General features: G+C 44.4%; 16 protein-coding genes. 12 read left to right on the forward strand and 4 right to left on the reverse strand.

Annotation, left to right across the window (positions count from 1 at the left end):
* Positions 1–44: 44 nt before the first annotated feature.
* The 4 genes from spoVG (CS921_RS12670) (at position 45) to CS921_RS12685 (ending at position 3,551) form a co-directional block, all read left to right on the forward strand.
* Positions 45–350: a septation regulator SpoVG gene (gene spoVG, locus CS921_RS12670; RefSeq protein WP_099224463.1), complete on the forward strand. Its 306-nt coding sequence runs from the start codon at positions 45–47 to the stop codon at positions 348–350.
* A 125-nt stretch (positions 351–475) separates the two neighbouring features.
* A complete protein-coding gene (spoVG, locus tag CS921_RS12675) occupies positions 476–775 on the forward strand; it encodes a septation regulator SpoVG (protein WP_099224465.1) in 300 nt (99 codons plus the stop codon).
* A gap of 393 nt (positions 776–1,168) precedes the next feature.
* On the forward strand, positions 1,169–2,542 hold the full coding sequence (gene glmU / locus CS921_RS12680; protein ID WP_099224467.1) for a bifunctional UDP-N-acetylglucosamine diphosphorylase/glucosamine-1-phosphate N-acetyltransferase GlmU: 1,374 nt from the start codon (positions 1,169–1,171) through the stop codon (positions 2,540–2,542).
* A gap of 52 nt (positions 2,543–2,594) precedes the next feature.
* Positions 2,595–3,551 (forward strand): ribose-phosphate diphosphokinase, encoded by a 957-nt coding sequence (locus tag CS921_RS12685; protein WP_099224469.1) that lies wholly within the window; start codon positions 2,595–2,597, stop codon positions 3,549–3,551.
* A gap of 126 nt (positions 3,552–3,677) precedes the next feature.
* Here CS921_RS12685 and CS921_RS12690 read toward each other — a convergent pair whose 3' ends face one another.
* On the reverse strand, positions 3,678–4,010 hold the full coding sequence (locus tag CS921_RS12690) for a putative heavy metal-binding protein (protein ID WP_099224471.1): 333 nt from the start codon (positions 4,008–4,010) through the stop codon (positions 3,678–3,680).
* A gap of 113 nt (positions 4,011–4,123) precedes the next feature.
* Positions 4,124–5,065, reverse strand: coding sequence for an L-lactate dehydrogenase (locus CS921_RS12695; RefSeq protein ID WP_099224473.1), 942 nt, complete (start codon positions 5,063–5,065; stop codon positions 4,124–4,126).
* A 348-nt stretch (positions 5,066–5,413) separates the two neighbouring features.
* Between CS921_RS12695 and CS921_RS12700 the strand changes: the two genes are divergently transcribed.
* Both CS921_RS12700 and CS921_RS12705 read left to right on the forward strand, forming a co-directional pair.
* Positions 5,414–6,037, forward strand: a complete 624-nt coding sequence (locus CS921_RS12700; RefSeq protein WP_099224475.1) for a 50S ribosomal protein L25/general stress protein Ctc — start codon at positions 5,414–5,416, stop codon at positions 6,035–6,037.
* Between the two features lie 70 nt (positions 6,038–6,107).
* On the forward strand, positions 6,108–6,428 hold the full coding sequence (locus CS921_RS12705) for a DsrE family protein (RefSeq protein ID WP_099224477.1): 321 nt from the start codon (positions 6,108–6,110) through the stop codon (positions 6,426–6,428).
* A gap of 101 nt (positions 6,429–6,529) precedes the next feature.
* On the opposite strand, the gene CS921_RS12710 is transcribed toward CS921_RS12705, so the two are convergent.
* Positions 6,530–8,344 carry an immunoglobulin-like domain-containing protein gene (locus CS921_RS12710; RefSeq protein WP_099224479.1) on the reverse strand — a complete coding sequence of 605 codons (1,815 nt, stop codon included), beginning with the start codon at positions 8,342–8,344 and terminating at the stop codon, positions 6,530–6,532.
* Between the two features lie 17 nt (positions 8,345–8,361).
* On the reverse strand, positions 8,362–9,948 hold the full coding sequence (locus tag CS921_RS12715; RefSeq protein ID WP_099224481.1) for an Ig-like domain-containing protein: 1,587 nt from the start codon (positions 9,946–9,948) through the stop codon (positions 8,362–8,364).
* 458 nt (positions 9,949–10,406) lie between these two features.
* Here CS921_RS12715 and pth point away from each other — a divergent pair, with 458 nt between their 5' ends.
* The 6 genes from pth (at position 10,407) to CS921_RS12745 (ending at position 17,701) form a co-directional block, all read left to right on the forward strand.
* Complete coding sequence (pth, locus tag CS921_RS12720; RefSeq protein WP_099224483.1) at positions 10,407–10,961, forward strand: aminoacyl-tRNA hydrolase; 555 nt, start codon at positions 10,407–10,409, stop codon at positions 10,959–10,961.
* A 114-nt stretch (positions 10,962–11,075) separates the two neighbouring features.
* Positions 11,076–14,624 (forward strand): transcription-repair coupling factor, encoded by a 3,549-nt coding sequence (gene mfd / locus CS921_RS12725; RefSeq protein WP_099224485.1) that lies wholly within the window; start codon positions 11,076–11,078, stop codon positions 14,622–14,624.
* Between the two features lie 44 nt (positions 14,625–14,668).
* Complete coding sequence (locus CS921_RS12730; RefSeq protein WP_099224487.1) at positions 14,669–16,267, forward strand: putative polysaccharide biosynthesis protein; 1,599 nt, start codon at positions 14,669–14,671, stop codon at positions 16,265–16,267.
* Positions 16,268–16,289: 22 nt separating this feature from the next.
* The gene (locus CS921_RS12735) at positions 16,290–16,553 is read left to right on the forward strand and encodes an RNA-binding S4 domain-containing protein (protein ID WP_338037326.1); all 264 of its coding nucleotides are present in this window, start codon (positions 16,290–16,292) and stop codon (positions 16,551–16,553) included.
* Between the two features lie 228 nt (positions 16,554–16,781).
* The gene (locus CS921_RS12740) at positions 16,782–17,177 is read left to right on the forward strand and encodes an FtsB family cell division protein (RefSeq protein WP_099224491.1); all 396 of its coding nucleotides are present in this window, start codon (positions 16,782–16,784) and stop codon (positions 17,175–17,177) included.
* Positions 17,178–17,281: 104 nt separating this feature from the next.
* Positions 17,282–17,701, forward strand: coding sequence for a S1 domain-containing RNA-binding protein (locus CS921_RS12745; RefSeq protein ID WP_099224493.1), 420 nt, complete (start codon positions 17,282–17,284; stop codon positions 17,699–17,701).
* Positions 17,702–17,735 lie beyond the last annotated feature (34 nt).

Raw genomic sequence — 17,735 nt, forward strand, 5'->3', positions numbered from 1 at the left:
TGAATGGATTTAAGCAGGGCAACTAGAATAAGGTGGTGAAGAAAATGGAAATTACAGATGTGAGATTACGTCGTGTTGAGACAGATGGGAGAATGAAAGCAATTTCTTCAATCACGATTGATGGGGAGTTTGTCGTACATGATATTCGAGTTATCGAAGGGAATGACGGGCTTTTTGTAGCAATGCCAAGTAAACGTACGCCAGAAGGTGAGTTTCGTGACATTGCGCATCCAATCAATTCGGAAACGCGTGCAAAGGTTCAAGAAGCAGTTCTTGCGGCTTATGAAGTAGCGGAAGAACCAGCTACAGAGGAAGATGCTTCTGCTGACGAATCAGTCGTAGAAGAATAATTAAAAATTTCCCTTGTACGAGGAACGGCATGTGAAAACGGAACAGAAAGGGAAAACCTGATTCTGATACCGGAGACAGAGCTATCCTTTTTGAAAAGGGGCAAATGGGATAAGGAGTGACGGAAATGCAAGTAACAGATGTGAGATTACGCCGGGTAGAAACTGATGGAAGAATGAGAGCAATCGCCTCAATCACTTTGGATGATGAATTTGTTGTTCATGATATCCGTGTTATTGATGGCAACAACGGTTTATTCGTAGCAATGCCTTCAAAACGTGGTGTTGACGGAGAGTTCCGTGATATCGCTCACCCAATCAATTCTGATACACGTGGAAAAATCCAAGAAGTTGTCTTGGCTGAATATGAACGTGTTGGCGAAGAAGAAGCGAACGCAGAAGAATCAGAGTCCGTTTCTGCTGAATAATTTAAAATACGAAGCGTGGAAGATGAAAAATCTTTCGCGCTTTTTTTGTTGGGAAAAGCGGATTGTAATGACAATATACAATTGAATAAACATGTAATCTGGATTTGGTTGTTTTTCCATTTCGGTCTATGGTATAATCAAATGGAACGAAAAATTAAGGAGGGGCAACATGTTGACATACATGGAAGTGCGCTTTTTGAATAGTAAAGGCAAGGGCTTCTTAGGGTCAACTGTACCCAAATTCCATACTAAATAGCAGCACTTTACCTAAGAAAACACGGGTAAAGTTTTTTTATGACAAGGAAATGTGAATGGGTGGAAGGTATCTTGAAAGTTCAAGATGTTTAAGGTATCCTTTTCCATGATATTTAAAAGTAGACTGGGGGGTCTTTTATGTCGAATCAATATGCAATTGTACTTGCGGCCGGTCAAGGTACGCGAATGAAGTCCAAGCTTTATAAAGTTCTGCATCCAGTCTGTGGCAAGCCAATGGTTGAACATGTGGTAGGTGAGATTGAAAAACTTGAAATTGCTAAAATCGTTACTGTAGTAGGTCATGGCGCCGAAAAAGTAAAAGAACATCTGCAAGGTAAAAGTGATTTTGTGATGCAGGCGGAACAACTTGGGACCGCCCATGCTGTGCTTCAAGCGAAAGATCTGCTCGAAGATTTGGATGGTGTGACGCTAGTGGTTTGCGGTGATACGCCGCTGATCCAAAGTGCGACAATGGCGGCACTCATGAAATATCATCATGAAAAACGTGCCAAAGCAACAATTTTGACGACGACAGTTGCTGATCCGACAGGTTACGGTCGAATTGTTCGGGACGATTTAGGCATCGTTGAAAAAATTGTTGAGCATAAAGATGCGTCGGAAAAAGAACGGCGAATTACGGAGATCAATACAGGAACCTATTGCTTTGACAACCGGGCGCTTTTTGCTGCACTAGCTAAGGTTTCCAATGATAATGCGCAAGGCGAATACTATTTGCCAGATGTTATCAAAATTTTGAAAAGTGAAGATGAAGTCGTTGCGGCTTATCGAATGGAGAATTTTGAAGAATCGCTGGGCGTAAATGATCGTGTTGCACTTGCTGAAGCGGGGCGGATCATGCGTGCTCGAATTAATGAAGCGCACATGCGTAATGGCGTGACGCTGGTCGATCCGGCGAACACATATATTGATGTGGATGTGGAAATCGGCCAAGATACAGTAATCGAACCAGGTGTTACACTGAGAGGGAAAACGCGAATTGGCTCTGATTGTGTCATTACGAGCGGTTCAGACTTTAATCATGCTGAAATTGGCGATCGCGTCTACGTGCGGAGTTCGTCAATCGAAGAAAGCTCAGTTGGGAATGATGTTCAAATTGGTCCATATGCCCACCTGCGGCCTGAATCGGTTATCCATGACAAGGTGAAAATCGGCAATTATGTCGAAACGAAAAAAGCGACTGTTGGCGAAGGAACTAAATTACCGCACTTTATTTATATGGGTGATGCGGAAATTGGCCAAAATGTCAACGTTGGCTGCGGTTCGATTTCAGTCAACTATGATGGCAAGGACAAGTTTAAAACGGTTATTGGGGACAATGTCTTTGTAGGTTGCAATTCCAATCTGGTTGCACCAGTCACGGTTCATAGCAATACGTATATCGCAGCAGGTTCCACAATCACAGAAGATGTGCCGGAAGAAGCGATGGCGATTGCTCGTGCGCGGCAAGTGAATAAAGAGGGCTACATCAAAAATCTGAATGTAAGTAAATAATATCTCCATCAGGGGTATTTAAAATATTTTATAATAAATGTGGAGGCTGATTATGTCAAACGATTATTTTGATCCAAAGTTAAAGATTTTCTCGCTAAATTCAAACCGGGCGTTAGCAGAAGAAATTGCACGCGAAGTAGGAATCGAGTTAGGGAAGTCAAGTGTTACTCATTTTAGTGATGGCGAAATCCAAATCAACATTGAAGAAAGTATTCGCGGTTGCCACGTCTATGTCGTGCAGTCGACCAGCAATCCTGTCAACCAGAATTTAATGGAACTTTTGATCATGATCGATGCACTGAAGAGAGCTTCTGCTGCAACCATTAATATCGTAATGCCTTATTACGGCTATGCACGTCAAGATCGTAAAGCAAGAAGTCGTGAACCAATCACGGCGAAACTTGTGGCAAACTTGATTGAAACAGCCGGTGCTACACGTATGATTACGCTGGATATGCATGCGCCGCAAATTCAAGGATTCTTTGATATTCCAATCGACCATCTGAATGCAGTGCGTTTGCTAAGTGATTATTTCAGTGAACGTCATTTAGGCGACGATCTAGTAGTCGTTTCGCCGGACCATGGTGGTGTGACACGCGCTCGTAAAATGGCGGATCGTCTGAAAACACCGATTGCCATTATCGATAAACGCCGTCCGCGTCCAAATGTTGCGGAAGTGATGAATATCGTAGGGAATGTTGAAGGAAAAGTATGTATCCTGATCGATGACATTATTGATACAGCCGGCACGATCACGCTGGCAGCTAAGGCGCTCAAAGAAGCAGGCGCGACAAAAGTGTATGCTTGTTGTTCGCATCCTGTACTTTCCGGTCCAGCTATGCAGCGGATTGATGAATCGCCAATCGAAAAATTAGTCGTAACGAACTCCATTGAACTTCCAGAAGATAAATGGATCGACAAAATGGAACAATTGTCTGTTGCATCGTTACTTGGAGAAGCGATTGTCCGCGTTCATAAAAATGAATCTGTAAGTTCGCTGTTTGAATAAAAAATAAATACAAAGAGAACCAAATTGACTGAGCAGGCTAGCATCCACTAGTCTAGCAGTCGATTCGGTTCTCTTTTTTTGCAAAGAAAAACCGCCAAAATCAAACACTTTGACGGTTTGGTTCAATTAATAATCTTGTGTTTCAATGATAACGGCGGTTCCTGATGCGGTAACCATCAGCATGCCATTGTCCGCGCCTAGCACCTCGTAATCAATATCAACGCCGATAATGGCATTGGCACCGATTTGTGCAGCACGAGACTCCATTTCTTGGATGGCTTCTTCACGTGCTTGGATCAATTCATCCTCATATCCTTGCGAGCGTCCGCCAAAAATATTGCGCAGTCCAGCTCCAATATCTTTGACAAAATTGACACCTGTAATGACCTCTCCGAAAACGATTTTCTTATATTCGATAATCTGATGGCCTTCGATGTTAGGGGAAGTAGTAGTAATCATCTTTTTATTCCTCCTGCTCTTATTTTCTTCATCATACATGGAAAAACTGGGGAACGTCAATGGAGACATATAAAAACGACCCCGATTTTATTCAAGGTCGTTTTATCTGTGGCTTATTCGACTTCTTTCATCGCGTTATGCAAAACTTCTTTCAATGTGGCGGCAGATTGATCCATCTGTTCTTTTTCCTTATCCGTCAAGTTCATTTCAACAATGTGACGAATGCCTTGTCGGTTTAATACGGCAGGAGCACCGATATAGATATCTTTTTGACCATAATGTCCATCTAAATAAACGGATAGTGGCAAAATGGCATTTTCGTTATTAAGGATAGCTTTCGTGATGCGGGCCAGTGCGGCTGCAATCCCGTAAAAAGTGGCGCCTTTTTTATTGATGATTTCATAGGCTGCGTCACGCACACTGACGAAAATCGTGTCCATGGCTCCTTGTTCATTTTCGCTAATCCATTCGGTAATTGGCAGACCGCCGACAGTTGTGTGACTCCACGCAGGGAACTCAGTATCGCCGTGCTCGCCAAGAATGTAGCCATGAACGTTCCGAGCATCAACTTTCAAATAGTCAGCAATCGACATTCTGAAACGTGCTGTATCAAGACTCGTGCCAGAACCAATGACTCGTTCTTTTGGCAGTCCGGAGAATTTCCAAGTGGCATAGGTGAGGATGTCGACTGGATTAGAGGCGATCAAGAAAATACCGTCGAAACCACTTGCCATGATTTCATCAACAATCCCTTTCATAATTTTGATGTTGCGGTTAACCAGATCAAGCCGTGTTTCGCCAGGTTTTTGTGCTGTACCAGCTGTAATGACAACCAAGTCAGCATCATGGCAGTCGCTGTAATTTGCGGAATAAATCTTCTTAGGAGTTGAAAAAGGAACAGCGTGGCTAAGGTCAATGGCATCTCCAATTGTTCTGTCTTTATCGATGTCGATGATACCGAATTCTTGACCGATACTCAAATTGACACACGCGAAGGCGTAACTGGAACCAACTGCTCCGTCGCCGACTAGGATAATTTTTTGATGGTCTTTCATAATAAAATTCCTCCTTTTAAAACTTTCTACTAGTACAGTATAACACTTTATTTCGGTTTGTGAAGCGTTGAACGACTTATATTTATAATTTTGTTATACAAAAAATGTGTAAACGCTATAATACAGTTTAGTGCAGAAGCTTTTTTTAAATACGCCGATCATCAACAAGGTATTTTTTGAGAAAAGCTGATATTTGCGCTAAAATAGAAGTATCAACTTGAGGATGTTACACTAATTTCTGTTTACCTTTTATCCTGAAAAATAAACATGGCTTGTTTTGATTTTATTTCGCAGGGTAAAGAAGATTATTGTAGAAGAATACAAAATGAATGAGTGGAGTGATTTTTTATGGCAACAACGTTAGAAGTCCAGAAAAGAGATACGAAGCAACATTCTAGTACGACTCAGGTTCGGCAAGCCGGACGCATACCCGCAATTATCTACGGATATCAAGCAGAGAATATCCCTGTTTCTGTCGATGCGCTAGAACTTATTAAAGCTGTTCGAGAACATGGCCGTAATGCTGTATTTTCCGTTACGATCGACGGACAAAAATTAAATGTGCTGCTTCATCAATATCAAATTGACTCATTAAAAGATCAATTGATTCATGTTGACCTTTTAGCTGTAAATATGAAAGAAGAAGTGGATGCGGAAGTTCGGGTGGATCTTGTAGGAGAAGCTAGCGGTGTGAAAGAAGGCGGCGTCCTACAACAAGTATTATATGAACTGACTGTAACAGCTACCCCCGATCAATTACCAGAAGCAATTGAAGTGGATATTTCAAATTTAGCGATTGGTGACGCGCTTTCCGTTAGCGACTTGCCTAAAAATAACGATTATGAAATCAAGACAGACTCCGAGGAAGTGCTGGCAACAGTTGCGGCTCCTCGTGTTGAAGAAGTTGAACCGGATACGGATGCTCCTGAACCAGAAGCCGCTCATGGCAGTGATGAAGAGCCTGTTAAGTAAATCGTACCCAAGTGCAGTAGATTTTTCTGCTGCACTTTTTAAAAATTAATAAGCTGGAGGCGAAAGACAGATGAATATTTTATTACATATCAATGACGCAGAACGTTTCCCAATGCTAAAAACCAATATTAAATACTTAAACAAGGCCGAATTTGATGGCAAAATTACCGTCGTCGCAAATGGCGGGGCAGTCAAAAAATATTATGAGGCAGATGAACAGAAATTTTTGGAAACGCTTGCTGATCGAGTGGAATTCATTGCCTGCCGAAATTCGCTGGCGGTTAACCATTTGCAGGCAGAGACCCTTCCGAAAATGATTGAAATTGTCCCGAATGGCATATTAGAAGTAGTGGAACGCCAAGCGGAAGGCTATGGATATATTAAAGTGTGAATAGGTTTGTATAAGAAAAAAGGAAATCCAGTAAAGCCCATTGTTGAAATGGTCAATTACTGGATTTCCTTTTTTAGAGGGGGGGTTATGGAGAGAAGAGTTTATTGAAGGATGATTGTTTGTTCAGCGACCACTTTGTTTTGCGAGCTGTAGGCAAGCATTTTGGCGGTTTGGCTGGTCGAGCTGATTTTGTCTTTCGCATAGTATTTCCACGTGCCGTCACTGTTGACGGGGACTTCACTTTTGGCTTGACCGTCCACTTCTAATTGGACTTTCGTGATGTCGCCACTGTACGTGCCTTGGATCCAGCCTGAGCCACCACTAACGGTGTAAGGATCTACGCTGAAGGTCACTTGGGCGGGAGTGGCTTCTTTGACCGTAATGGTTTTTTCGGATACTGCTTCGCCTGCCTGGTTGTAACCAATGATTGTGACGGGGGTTGTCGTATCTTTGATTTTGTCCTTCGCGTAATATTTCCATGTGCCATCACTGCTGACTGGGACAGTACTGTAAGTGGTATCGCCTACTTTGAGCGCGACTTTTTGGATGTCACCACTGTACGTGCCGCTTGTGTAGTTGGTACCGAGTTCGTAGGTGTCCGCGGTTTCGATGACGCCTTTTGCGACTGGTTTCGCGTTCACAGTCACGGGTTTTGTATCAATGACGCCGCCCGCTGCGTTATAGCCAATCACTTGGACGCTGTCGGTGGTGTTTTTGATTTTGTCCTTGGCGTAATAACGGAAATTGTTGCTGTCCAAGACGTTCACTTTGCCGTATGTTGTGCCGTTCACTTTGAGGGCTACATACTTGATGTCGCCTGTGTAAGTGCCATTTACGTAATTGTCTTCCAATGTGTAAGCCATTGGGGCGAGAATACCTTCTTTTTCACGAGAGTCGATTAGTTGAACGTTTTTTGTGTCCACTTTGACGCCCGCACTGTTGTATGCGTTAATTTGGACGCTGTCAGTGGTTTTGGTAATCAGCCCTTTCGCGTAATATTGGAAGTTTTTGTCGTCTAGGACTTGGACTTTTTTGTATTCTTGACCGTTCACGGTTAGCGAGACATAGTGGACATTGTCTTGGTACGTGCCAGTCACGTAGGCATCTTCACTAATCGCAAATTCATTGGTTGTGACGCTGCCGACTAGTTCGCTGGCATCACCAAGGTTCACGGTTGTACTCGTGATTTTTGTGCCTTCGCTGTTGTAGCCGATTAATTCGACTTTGTCTGTTTTCGATGTGATCTTGTCTTTGGCATAGTACTGGAAGTTTGTCTTATCCAAGACGCTGACTTTTTGAGAGACTTGCCCGTTGACAGATAGCGCCACTTTTTGGACAGCACCGGTGTACGTGCCTTTTACATAGCTGTCTACACCGATGTAGTATTTATCAGGAGCGACGGTGCCTTTCATGATGGAGCCGTCTTTTAATGGAACGGTTGCCCGCGCGACTTCATGACTGTTGGCGTCAAGGCCGACGAGTTGGACGTTTTGAGAGAGCGACGTGATTTTGTCTTTCGCGTAATAGCTGAAATTGCCGCTCGCGGAGACGGTTTGATATTTCACGCCATCTACAAGTAGGTACACTTTTTGAATGTCACCCGTTGCCGTCGCTTTCACACTGGTGTCATAGCCAACGTAGAATGGGGCATTGACGGTCAATGTGCCTTCGCTGACTTGTTGGACTTTGACGGTGGCCGCTGGGCTAGCTTTGCCGTTCGCACCGGTTTGGGTCGCGGAGATTTCTTTTCCGGCTGTTTGAGCAGGAATCGTGAAGACCGCTTGACCATTTGCGTCCGCGGTTTTTTCCATGACTGAGCCGTCTGGAAGCGTCAGCTTGATTTGCGCACCGGCTTCCCCTGTGACGGTGACGGAAGTGTCTTTTGTGGTCACAGTGCTGATAACTGGGGCGCCCAATGTGGTATCTTTCACGGTTACTTTGGTGGAAGCGCCAGGATCGCTTGGGTTATTCGGGTTCGTTTCGATGACGGTGATTTCTGTGCCGCCAGCTTGTTTCGGGGGATTGGGATGGCAAAGTTTCCATCTGCGTCCACTTGTCCTGTATAAGTCGCATCACCAATTTTGACGGTAATTTTGTCGCCTGCTGTGCCTTTTCCGTTCAGCGTCGTGTCAACATCTTTCACGTCTTGAACGGTTGGGGCAGTGGCTTTGCGGTCATCTTTGACGATAGTTTGGGCAGAAGAAGTCTGATCACCGACGCTCACGGACGCGGTAATCGTATCCCCCGCTGTTAGACCGCTCACTGGGAAGGAATAATTTCCACTGGCATCTGAATAGCCGGATGCGATGGTGGTTCCTTCGCTATTTTTAATAATGACTAGTTTTTCCGGTTCAGCTGTTCCGCTGACTGTTTTGCTAGAAGTTGACAGGTTATTGATGGTTGTCGTTTCAATGGCTTTGATTACGACGGTCGAGGTTTTCTTTTCTTGACGGTCATAACAATTCACAACCGCTTCCAAGACGGTGCCTTTTGGTTGAGCTGGGATCTCGAAACTGTATTTTCCATCTGCGCCGACTGTACCAGAAGCCAGGACTTCACTGCCTTTTTTAATTTGAATCGGCTGGTTTGGCTCGCCTGTGCCGGAAATTGTGGTGGAGTTTGACAAAATCTGCCCAGAAATCGTCGTATCCGCAAATTGAACAAGCGCCCAAGCTTTGTCGAGTTCGGCTTGCATTTCCGTGGCGTCCAAGTTATCTTTCATGTTGTCTTTCATTTTCTGCGCAGCATCAACCGTTGCGGCAGTGACACCATCTCCCAAAGTCGTGTGGTCAGGATCGCCAAATAGCGCATCAATCTGGTTCCATTGGGATTCGTACATAAGGTTGTAGGAAAGTATATCAAAATTTATATTTCCTTTATTTAGACTAAAACCCATATTAGTCTGTGAATCGGAAATTTTGAAATTAGCAGTTTGCGTTTGATTTACATTATATGGTTTCGAAACATCTGTGTAAGTTTCCGTGCGATTAATTGCATCGCCAACATAAGACTGAAGATTTCCTTCTTCCATATGTCCTGATAAGCTGTATTTAAATTGATGTGTTCGATTTGGTACAACGGGAATACTAGTATTTATGCCTATCCCGGTAATAATCTCTCCATAATTTGAATTTGTTCCGCCAATCATCTGGATATTCCGAGCGTTACTAGAGTTAATAGCATAGCCATAACTAGGGTTAACTGCTAACCCTTCTAAACGAGTATCATTGAAAATAGACGCCCCATCAATGTTATCGCTACTAAGCGTCCAATTTTGAACTTTCCCATTCAAAATTGTAAATTCCGGCACATACACATCCTCCGACTTAATCACATGCCCGGAACCTGCCTTCACATTTTTCTTCCCCGTACTTTCTTTTTCCTCACTGCTCACAACCTTCAACTCAGCATCGGCTGCCAGTACGTTGAACGGGATTGTGGTCAATACTGTGCTTGCGAGTACGTTTACTGCCACAAATCCTGCCGCCACTTTTTTTACAGTGCTCGATTTTTTACTCAATGTTAACTCTCCTTTTTGGTTCGTATTTTTGAAAAAAGTCTTTCTGTGTGTGCATCGTCTCTTTGTTTAAATCCGCTCCTTTCTCAAACTTGTCGATTTAGGTTTTTCGGGCAGTATACGTAATCGTCATACTTGGATTTTTTAAAATGCCCTGTACCTTATGTAAGAATAGCCCTTTTCAATCCTTCAAAAAGCATTTTTTGATAAAACAACGAGGAAAATTTTAACAATTTTGTTAATTCATAGGATTTTACATAAAAATATGATCAGGGGGAATGTATTTTGGGAAGGACGAAAGGAAATAATGGTTGTTTGTTAAGGAGTGTGAAAAGAGATAACATTCATGAAAAAAATCTTCAACTTTAATATCTCGTGAAACCGTGTTATAATCAAAAAAACAATAATCTTAAAAAACCAGTTCCATCGCGAAGTGGTTTAATTCGTTGAGGGGAACAAATATGAAAATGATTATAGGGCTCGGGAATCCGGGTAGAAAATACGAACGAACCCGCCATAATGTTGGCTTTATGGTGGTTGATGAGCTGAGCTTTCGGTACCAGACGCCTTGGAAAAAGACCAAGTTTAATGGGATGGTCAGCCAGCTAAATATAAATGGTGAAAAAGTGCTTTTGGTAAAGCCGCTTACCTTTATGAACGCATCAGGCGAATGTGTCCGACCATTGATGGATTATTATGATATTCAGCCCGAGGATATCGTGGTGGTGTATGATGATTTGGATCTTCCAGTTGGCAGAATTCGTTTGCGGGCAAAAGGCAGTGCAGGCGGTCACAATGGTATGAAGTCGATCATCCAGCATCTGAAAACGCAGGAATTCAACCGGATTCGCGTTGGGATCGACCGGCCGACTAGCGGTGAAATCATTCATTATGTACTAGGTGATTTTCCCAAAGCCGAACAACCGACAATTATTGAAGCAATCAAACAAAGTGCTTCCGCAATAGAGGACTTTACAAAAATTCCATTTCTAGAAGTCATGAATCGATACAACTAAGTATGCTGAGAAAGGCGCGGCCAGATGAGGCGGCGCTTTTAGGCATACAATCATGACGCGTGCCCATTAGAAGGAATTTTCTGAACAAATAAGAAAGAAAAGAGATGATGGATTTTGAAAGGCTTACAGGAACTTGTTTATGGACAAAAAGATATTCGCGGCATTTTAGATACCCTTGATAAAAAGAAAGAGACGCAGCTTGTAACTGGGCTTTCTGGATCGGCGCGCGCGCTTTTCGCAAGTGTTGTACAAGGCGGCACCAATCGACCCGTGCTTCTTGTCACGCACAACCTTTACCATGCCCAAAAATTATATGATGATTTAGTTTCTTTGATGGATAGTGATCGACTATTTTTGTATCCGGCAGATGAACTGATTTCTTCAGAGCTCAGCGTATCCAGTCCGGAACTTAGAGGGCAGCGTGTGGAAGCTCTGCAATTTTTGTTGTCGCACCAGCCGGGAGTCGTCATCGTACCCATTGCCGGATTGCGCAAAATTTTACCGCCCGTTTCTTTATGGGAAAAATACAATTTGGCGCTAACGCTGGGTGATGAAATTGACCCCGACCAGTTAAAACGGGATCTGGTCACGATGGGCTACAATTTGAGCGGCATGGTCAATACGCCAGGTGAATTCAGTGTTCGAGGCGGCATTATTGATATCTATCCGATCACAGAAGAATATCCGATTCGGCTGGACCTTTTCGATACAGAAATCGACTCGATGCGCTATTTTGATGTCGAGACACAGCGCTCGCTCAGCAAACTGGAATCCTTCCAAATTTTGCCGGCTACAGAGATACTGCTGGAAGAAACGGATTTTCCAGGTGTTGTTCAGCGGTTGGAAAAGCAATTGGCAGAAACGCTCAACCAAATGAAAGTTGAAAGTGATAAGCAAAATCTGGTCGAAAATATGGAGCCCGATTTGGAACTGCTTCGTTCAGGCGTCAAACCAGATATGTTTTTCAAATATATTGGATTTGCTTATGCGGATTCAGCCTCTTTGTTCGACTATCTATCGCCAGAAACCGTGCTGATTTTTGATGAGTTTGCCCGTATTCAAGAAACGGAAGAACGACTTGAACGCGAAGAGGCAGAATGGCAGACGGAAATGCTCAGTCGTTTGGAGATGGTGCGTGAGAGTTCGCTTAGCCACGACTTTAAAAAGTTGCTGGAAGAAAATAAACAAGCCAAAATCTATTTGTCGCTCTTCCAAAAAGCGATGGCCAGTATGCGCGTGACTAAGACGACGAATCTGGTATACAAACAAATGCAACAGTTTCACGGGCAGATGAATGTGCTCAAAACAGAACTTGAAAGCTGGCATAAAAATAACTATGCGGTTGTCCTACTAGCGCCCTCTGTTGAACGCGCGCAGAAAATGCAGCAGACGCTTGAGGATTATGAGATGGAAAGTGTCATCTTAAAAAGTGAACAGGATGTGCCTAAGTACGGCGTCGTGCAGTTTGTGATCGGTTCCTTCCAAAACGGCTTTGAATTGCCGCTCGCTAAAGTGGCGATCGTGAGTGAAACAGAACTTTTCAATAAAAAGATGCCTAAAAAGAGTAAAAAGCGGCAGAAACTGTCCAATGCTGAACGGATCCAAAGTTACTCAGAATTAAAAGTGGGCGACTATGTTGTACACGTGAATCACGGGATTGCGCGCTATGTTGGCATGGAAACCCTTGAAATTGGCGGCGTGCATAAAGACTATCTGCTGCTCGTCTATCAGGGCGACGATAAATTATTTATTCCAGTGGAGCAGCTCGACTTAGTGCAGAAGTATGTGGGAGCGGAAGGCAAAGCGCCAAGACTGAACAAATTAGGCGGCGCAGAATGGAAACGCGTTAAAACGAAAGTTAAAAGCTCCGTTCAGGACATTGCAGACGACTTGATCAAACTTTACGCCGAGCGGGAAGCAGAACGTGGCTTTTCGTTCAGTCCGGATGGCGAGATGCAGCGTGAGTTCGAGCAGGCCTTCCCGTATCAGGAAACAGACGACCAGCTGCGATCGATCAGTGAAATCAAAAAAGATATGGAACGTGTCCGCCCAATGGATCGCCTGCTTGTTGGCGATGTTGGCTACGGCAAAACAGAAGTGGCGCTTCGGGCGGCATTTAAAGCTGTGATGGACGGCAAACAGGTAGCCTTTCTAGTGCCGACGACGATTTTGGCGCAGCAGCATTTTGAAACAATGAAGGAGCGTTTTGAAGGTTTTCCTGTTAATCTAGGCCTCTTAAGTCGGTTCAGGACGCGTAAGCAACAAAATGAAACCATCGCCGGCCTTAAAAACGGGACGCTCGACATCGTGGTGGGAACGCATCGACTCCTTTCAAAAGATGTGGTTTATCATGATCTCGGCTTCCTTATTGTGGATGAAGAGCAGCGTTTCGGGGTTACGCATAAGGAAAAAATCAAGCAGATTCGCTCAAAAATCGACGTGCTAACCCTGACGGCGACACCAATTCCGCGGACGCTCCACATGTCGATGCTTGGCGTTCGGGATCTTTCGGTCATTGAAACGCCGCCCGCCAACCGTTTCCCGGTTCAAACCTATGTCACGGAACGGAACAATGTGCTGATCCGTGAAGCCATCGAACGTGAGCTGGCGCGTGACGGACAGGTCTATTATTTGTATAATCGAGTAGAGACGATCGTGCAAAAAGCGGATGAAATTTCAGCACTCGTGCCGGATGCGCGTGTGGCAGTGGCTCATGGGCAGATGACAGAAACCGAGCTGGAATCCGTCATTCTGAGCTTCCTTGAAGGGGAGTTCGATGTACTGGTAACAACTACGATTATTGAAACAGGTGTTGATATTCCGAACGTCAATACACTATTCGTTCAGGATGCCGATCATATGGGCTTGTCTCAGCTCTATCAGCTCCGCGGTCGGGTGGGCAGGTGGAACCGGATTGCCTATGCCTATTTCATGTATCAAAAAGATAAGATCCTTCGTGAGGAAGCTGAAAAGCGGCTACAAGCCATTAAAGAGTTTACAGAACTAGGCTCCGGCTTTAAAATCGCCATGCGGGACCTTTCGATTCGTGGGGCCGGCAATATTTTGGGCGCACAGCAGCACGGCTTTATCGATTCAGTCGGTTTTGACCTATATTCGCAGATGCTAAAAGAAGCCATCGAAGAAAGACGGCCTCATAAAGAAGAGGACCCGATTGTACCAGTTGAAATTGATATCCAAGTCGATGCTTACATTCCAGAGTATTACATTACTGACGGCAGACAAAAGATTGAGATGTACAAACGATTCCGTAATGTAGTAGAGTCTGAAGAAATAGAAGAACTGCAGCAGGATATGATCGACCGCTTTGGGGAATATCCAGAAGAAGTCGAATATCTGTTTAATGTGACAGAGCTAAAAGTAGGCGCCATCAAGGTTGGCATTGAGCTGATCAAACAAGAGAAAAACAAATTGATCATTCTATTTTCGGAAAAGGGAACGAACGGTATTCGCGGCGACGTCGTCATGCAGCTGATTGGAGAATTCGGTCGGCAAGTCGGCGTTGGCATGGAAGGTGCGCAATTGAAACTGACAATGAACATTCAAAATAAGCAGCTCCAAGAATGGCTGTTCAATGTGAAGTCGCTTGTTGAAAAATTACAAGGAGCACTCAAAGAGACAGTACCAGCAGAGAGTGAATCATAAAAAGGGGCCTGTTTTGCCAAGTTAGCAGAAAGGCGGGCACAAGCATGTCAGAACGATCCATCAAAAACCTAATGCGCGGCGCAATGTGGCTTACAGTTGCCTCGCTGATTTCTAAAATATTGAGTGCGGTCTACCGCGTGCCATTTCAGAATATGGTGGGCGATGTCGGCTTCTATATCTTCCAGCAGGTCTATCCGATTTATGGCATTGCAATGACGCTTGCGCTTGGCGGGTTCCCAGTCGTCATTTCTAAAATGCTGGCAGAGGCCCAAGATGACCCGCGCAAACAGCGAATCATTTTGCAGTCCGTTTATAGAATGCTGAAAATCGTTTCCTATAGCTGCTTTGCGTTTTGCTTCATTTTTGCCGGCCTCATTGCCGTGATGATGGGCGATCCCGGCTTGTCAGAACTGATCCGCATTATCAGCTTTGTTTTTCTGCTCACGCCGCAGCTTTCATTTTTACGCGGCTATTTCCAGGGGCAGGAAGAAATGATCCCGACAGCCGTGTCTCAGACAGTCGAGCAGACGATCCGAGTGGCCGTCATCATCATCGGAGCGGGCATTGGCACAGCAGCAGGCTTTAATCTTTATACAACAGGGACGCTAGCCATGAGTGGGGCAATTTTCGGCGGCACAGCAGCGCTTTTGATTCTGCGTCATTTCTATAAGGCCAATCTGCGATCGGGCGGTTTCCGTGTATGGGGAACTTTCACTGCAAAACGCGAGAAGACAGGCATCGGCCGGCAATTCTTAAAGCAAAGTCTGGCAATCTGTACAGTCAGCGCCATGCTGATCTTGTTCCAACTAGTCGATTCTTTTCAAGTGTATCGATTGATGGTCGAAAACGGCGTACCCGACATGGTGGCAAAATCGCTGAAAGGGATCTATGACAGGGGGCAGCCAATTGTGCAGCTTGGTCTGGTCGTCTCGACAGGCCTGGCGCTGGCGTTAGTCCCGATGATCACCTCGGCGCGCGTCCATCAGCAAACCAATCAGTTGCGCCGCTCCGTCTCGCTGGCACTAAAATTAACAATGATCATTGCCGGAGCTGAAACGGTCGGGCTGATAGTCATCATGCGACCACTCAACCAAATGCTGTTTGAAACGAGCGACGGCACACTGGTCTTGCAGCTTTTCATGCCAGCGGTTTTTCTCAGCTCGCTCATCATTATGATCAGCAGTATTCTGCAAGGGTTTGGAAAAATAAAAGTCCCCGCCATTGCAGTAGCGATCGGCGTCATAGCCAAAATCATCATGAACGACCTGCTCATTCCGGCATTCGGTACAGCAGGTGCTTCTGCCGCCACATGCATCGGCCTTGGCATCATCTTGCTGCTTTGCTTCTATGCGCTCAAGCAGAATGTACGCATGCCGATCATCGAATGGCACCAGCTTGCACGTCTAATAGGCGCGCTTGCTTTGATGGCGATACTTCCGTGCTTGTGGGAGGCTCTGGCACCAATGACATCGCGACTTGGCAGTAGCTTCCAGGCGATTGTCAGTGCACTACTCGGCGGGGCAGTGTTTCTCGTTTTTGCTTTACGCTATCGACTGCTGGGACCCAAAGATTTTGTTTTCCTGCCATTCGGTTCAAAACTATTAACCATCAGTAATTTTGTTGCAAGAAAAAATAGAAAGTAGGTGCAGTAAATTGGCTGCTACAATGAGATTAGATAAATTTTTAAAAGTATCCCGATTAATCAAACGCCGCACAGTTGCCAAAGAGGTCGCTGAAAAAGGCCGGATCGAAGTCAACGGTTCCGTGGCAAAACCAGGCACGAACGTCAAAGTGGGCGACGAACTCGTCATTCGCTTTGGCCCCAAAACCGTTACCGCGAAAATCGAGCGCCTAGAAGAAAATGCGCGCAAAGAGCAAGCAGGCGAAATGTATACGATTATTCGCGAAGAACGCAATAGTCAGGAATAAAAAGAACCTGTATAGATTGGTGAAAGCGAGTTTTGCCAAAATATACAGGTTCTTTCTTGCACAAAAAAGGGACCAAAAAACTATCTTCACGAAATTGTCAAGAAAAAAATGTTAAAAATGCCAGATGACAATGGACAAACAGGCAAAATATTGCTATTATCTTGTTATGGATTCATTTTTATCTGCCACTTTTTAACAATAATTCATGAGTTAAAGGAGGAGCGATAGATGAGAAAAGAAAAAGCGAAAATTGCCAAGATGCAAAATCGTTACGTTCAGGACACCCAGACAATGAAAAAAACCAGAAATCGTCGTCGCGTTGCCTTAGCTCGGAGGCTAATGATGTTAGCTGTTATTTTACTAGTTGTCGGGGGCGGAATCACCTATGCTTATACGAAACAGGCCCTTGTTTTAAAACAAAAGGAAGAACAGAAAGCAGAGGCGGATAAAAAGCTTGCAGATATGAAAAAAGAGGAGACTGAGCTACAGAGCTCGATCACTAAGCTGCAAGATGATGATTACATAGCCAAATTAGCTAGAAGTGAATACTATCTAAGCAAAGATGGCGAAATTATTTTCAACACCCCAACTGAAGATGAGAATAAGGAAGAGTCGTCTAACTGACAAGCCTGAGAAATCGGCTTTTCTCAAGTTTGACTGTTTGACACTCTTTTTATTATAGCTATAATTAAGCTGTAGAGTGATTTTTAAGGAGGAAGCTTTTTTTTATGTCGATCGAAGTAGGCAACAAGTTACAAGGGAAAGTTACTGGGATTACCAATTTTGGTGCGTTTGTTGAGTTGGAAGGTGGCAAGACAGGACTTGTCCATATCAGCGAGGTTGCGGATAACTATGTCAAAGATATTAATGATATCCTGACAGTAGGCGATGAAGTGACAGTTAAAGTTATGAACGTTGGGGATGACGGGAAAATCGGTCTGTCTATTCGTAAAGCAGTAGACCGTCCGGAACGTGAGCGTCATTATGATCGCAAGCCAAAATACAATAAACCAGCGAACAACAAGAAAACCGTTGAAAATTTTGAAGATAAAATGTCGAAATTCCTTAAAGACAGTGAAGATCGACTATCAACTTTGAAACGTCAAACAGAATCAAAACGTGGCGGTCGCGGCGCAAGACGTGGCTGATAACTGACCATTAAAGATAGGGTGGGAAAGCTGA

This window comes from Listeria costaricensis, from assembly GCF_900183385.1.
Taxonomy (GTDB): domain Bacteria; phylum Bacillota; class Bacilli; order Lactobacillales; family Listeriaceae; genus Listeria; species Listeria costaricensis.

Coding starts and splice junctions, on each gene's coding strand:
- spoVG (WP_099224463.1), top strand. CDS start 45: ATGGAAATTACAGATGTGAGATTACGTCGTGTTGAGACAGATGGGAGA.
- spoVG (WP_099224465.1), top strand. CDS start 476: ATGCAAGTAACAGATGTGAGATTACGCCGGGTAGAAACTGATGGAAGA.
- glmU (WP_099224467.1), top strand. CDS start 1,169: ATGTCGAATCAATATGCAATTGTACTTGCGGCCGGTCAAGGTACGCGA.
- CS921_RS12685 (WP_099224469.1), top strand. CDS start 2,595: ATGTCAAACGATTATTTTGATCCAAAGTTAAAGATTTTCTCGCTAAAT.
- CS921_RS12690 (WP_099224471.1), bottom strand. CDS start 4,010: ATGATTACTACTACTTCCCCTAACATCGAAGGCCATCAGATTATCGAA.
- CS921_RS12695 (WP_099224473.1), bottom strand. CDS start 5,065: ATGAAAGACCATCAAAAAATTATCCTAGTCGGCGACGGAGCAGTTGGT.
- CS921_RS12700 (WP_099224475.1), top strand. CDS start 5,414: ATGGCAACAACGTTAGAAGTCCAGAAAAGAGATACGAAGCAACATTCT.
- CS921_RS12705 (WP_099224477.1), top strand. CDS start 6,108: ATGAATATTTTATTACATATCAATGACGCAGAACGTTTCCCAATGCTA.
- pth (WP_099224483.1), top strand. CDS start 10,407: ATGAAAATGATTATAGGGCTCGGGAATCCGGGTAGAAAATACGAACGA.
- CS921_RS12730 (WP_099224487.1), top strand. CDS start 14,669: ATGTCAGAACGATCCATCAAAAACCTAATGCGCGGCGCAATGTGGCTT.
- CS921_RS12735 (WP_338037326.1), top strand. CDS start 16,290: ATGAGATTAGATAAATTTTTAAAAGTATCCCGATTAATCAAACGCCGC.
- CS921_RS12740 (WP_099224491.1), top strand. CDS start 16,782: ATGAGAAAAGAAAAAGCGAAAATTGCCAAGATGCAAAATCGTTACGTT.
- CS921_RS12745 (WP_099224493.1), top strand. CDS start 17,282: ATGTCGATCGAAGTAGGCAACAAGTTACAAGGGAAAGTTACTGGGATT.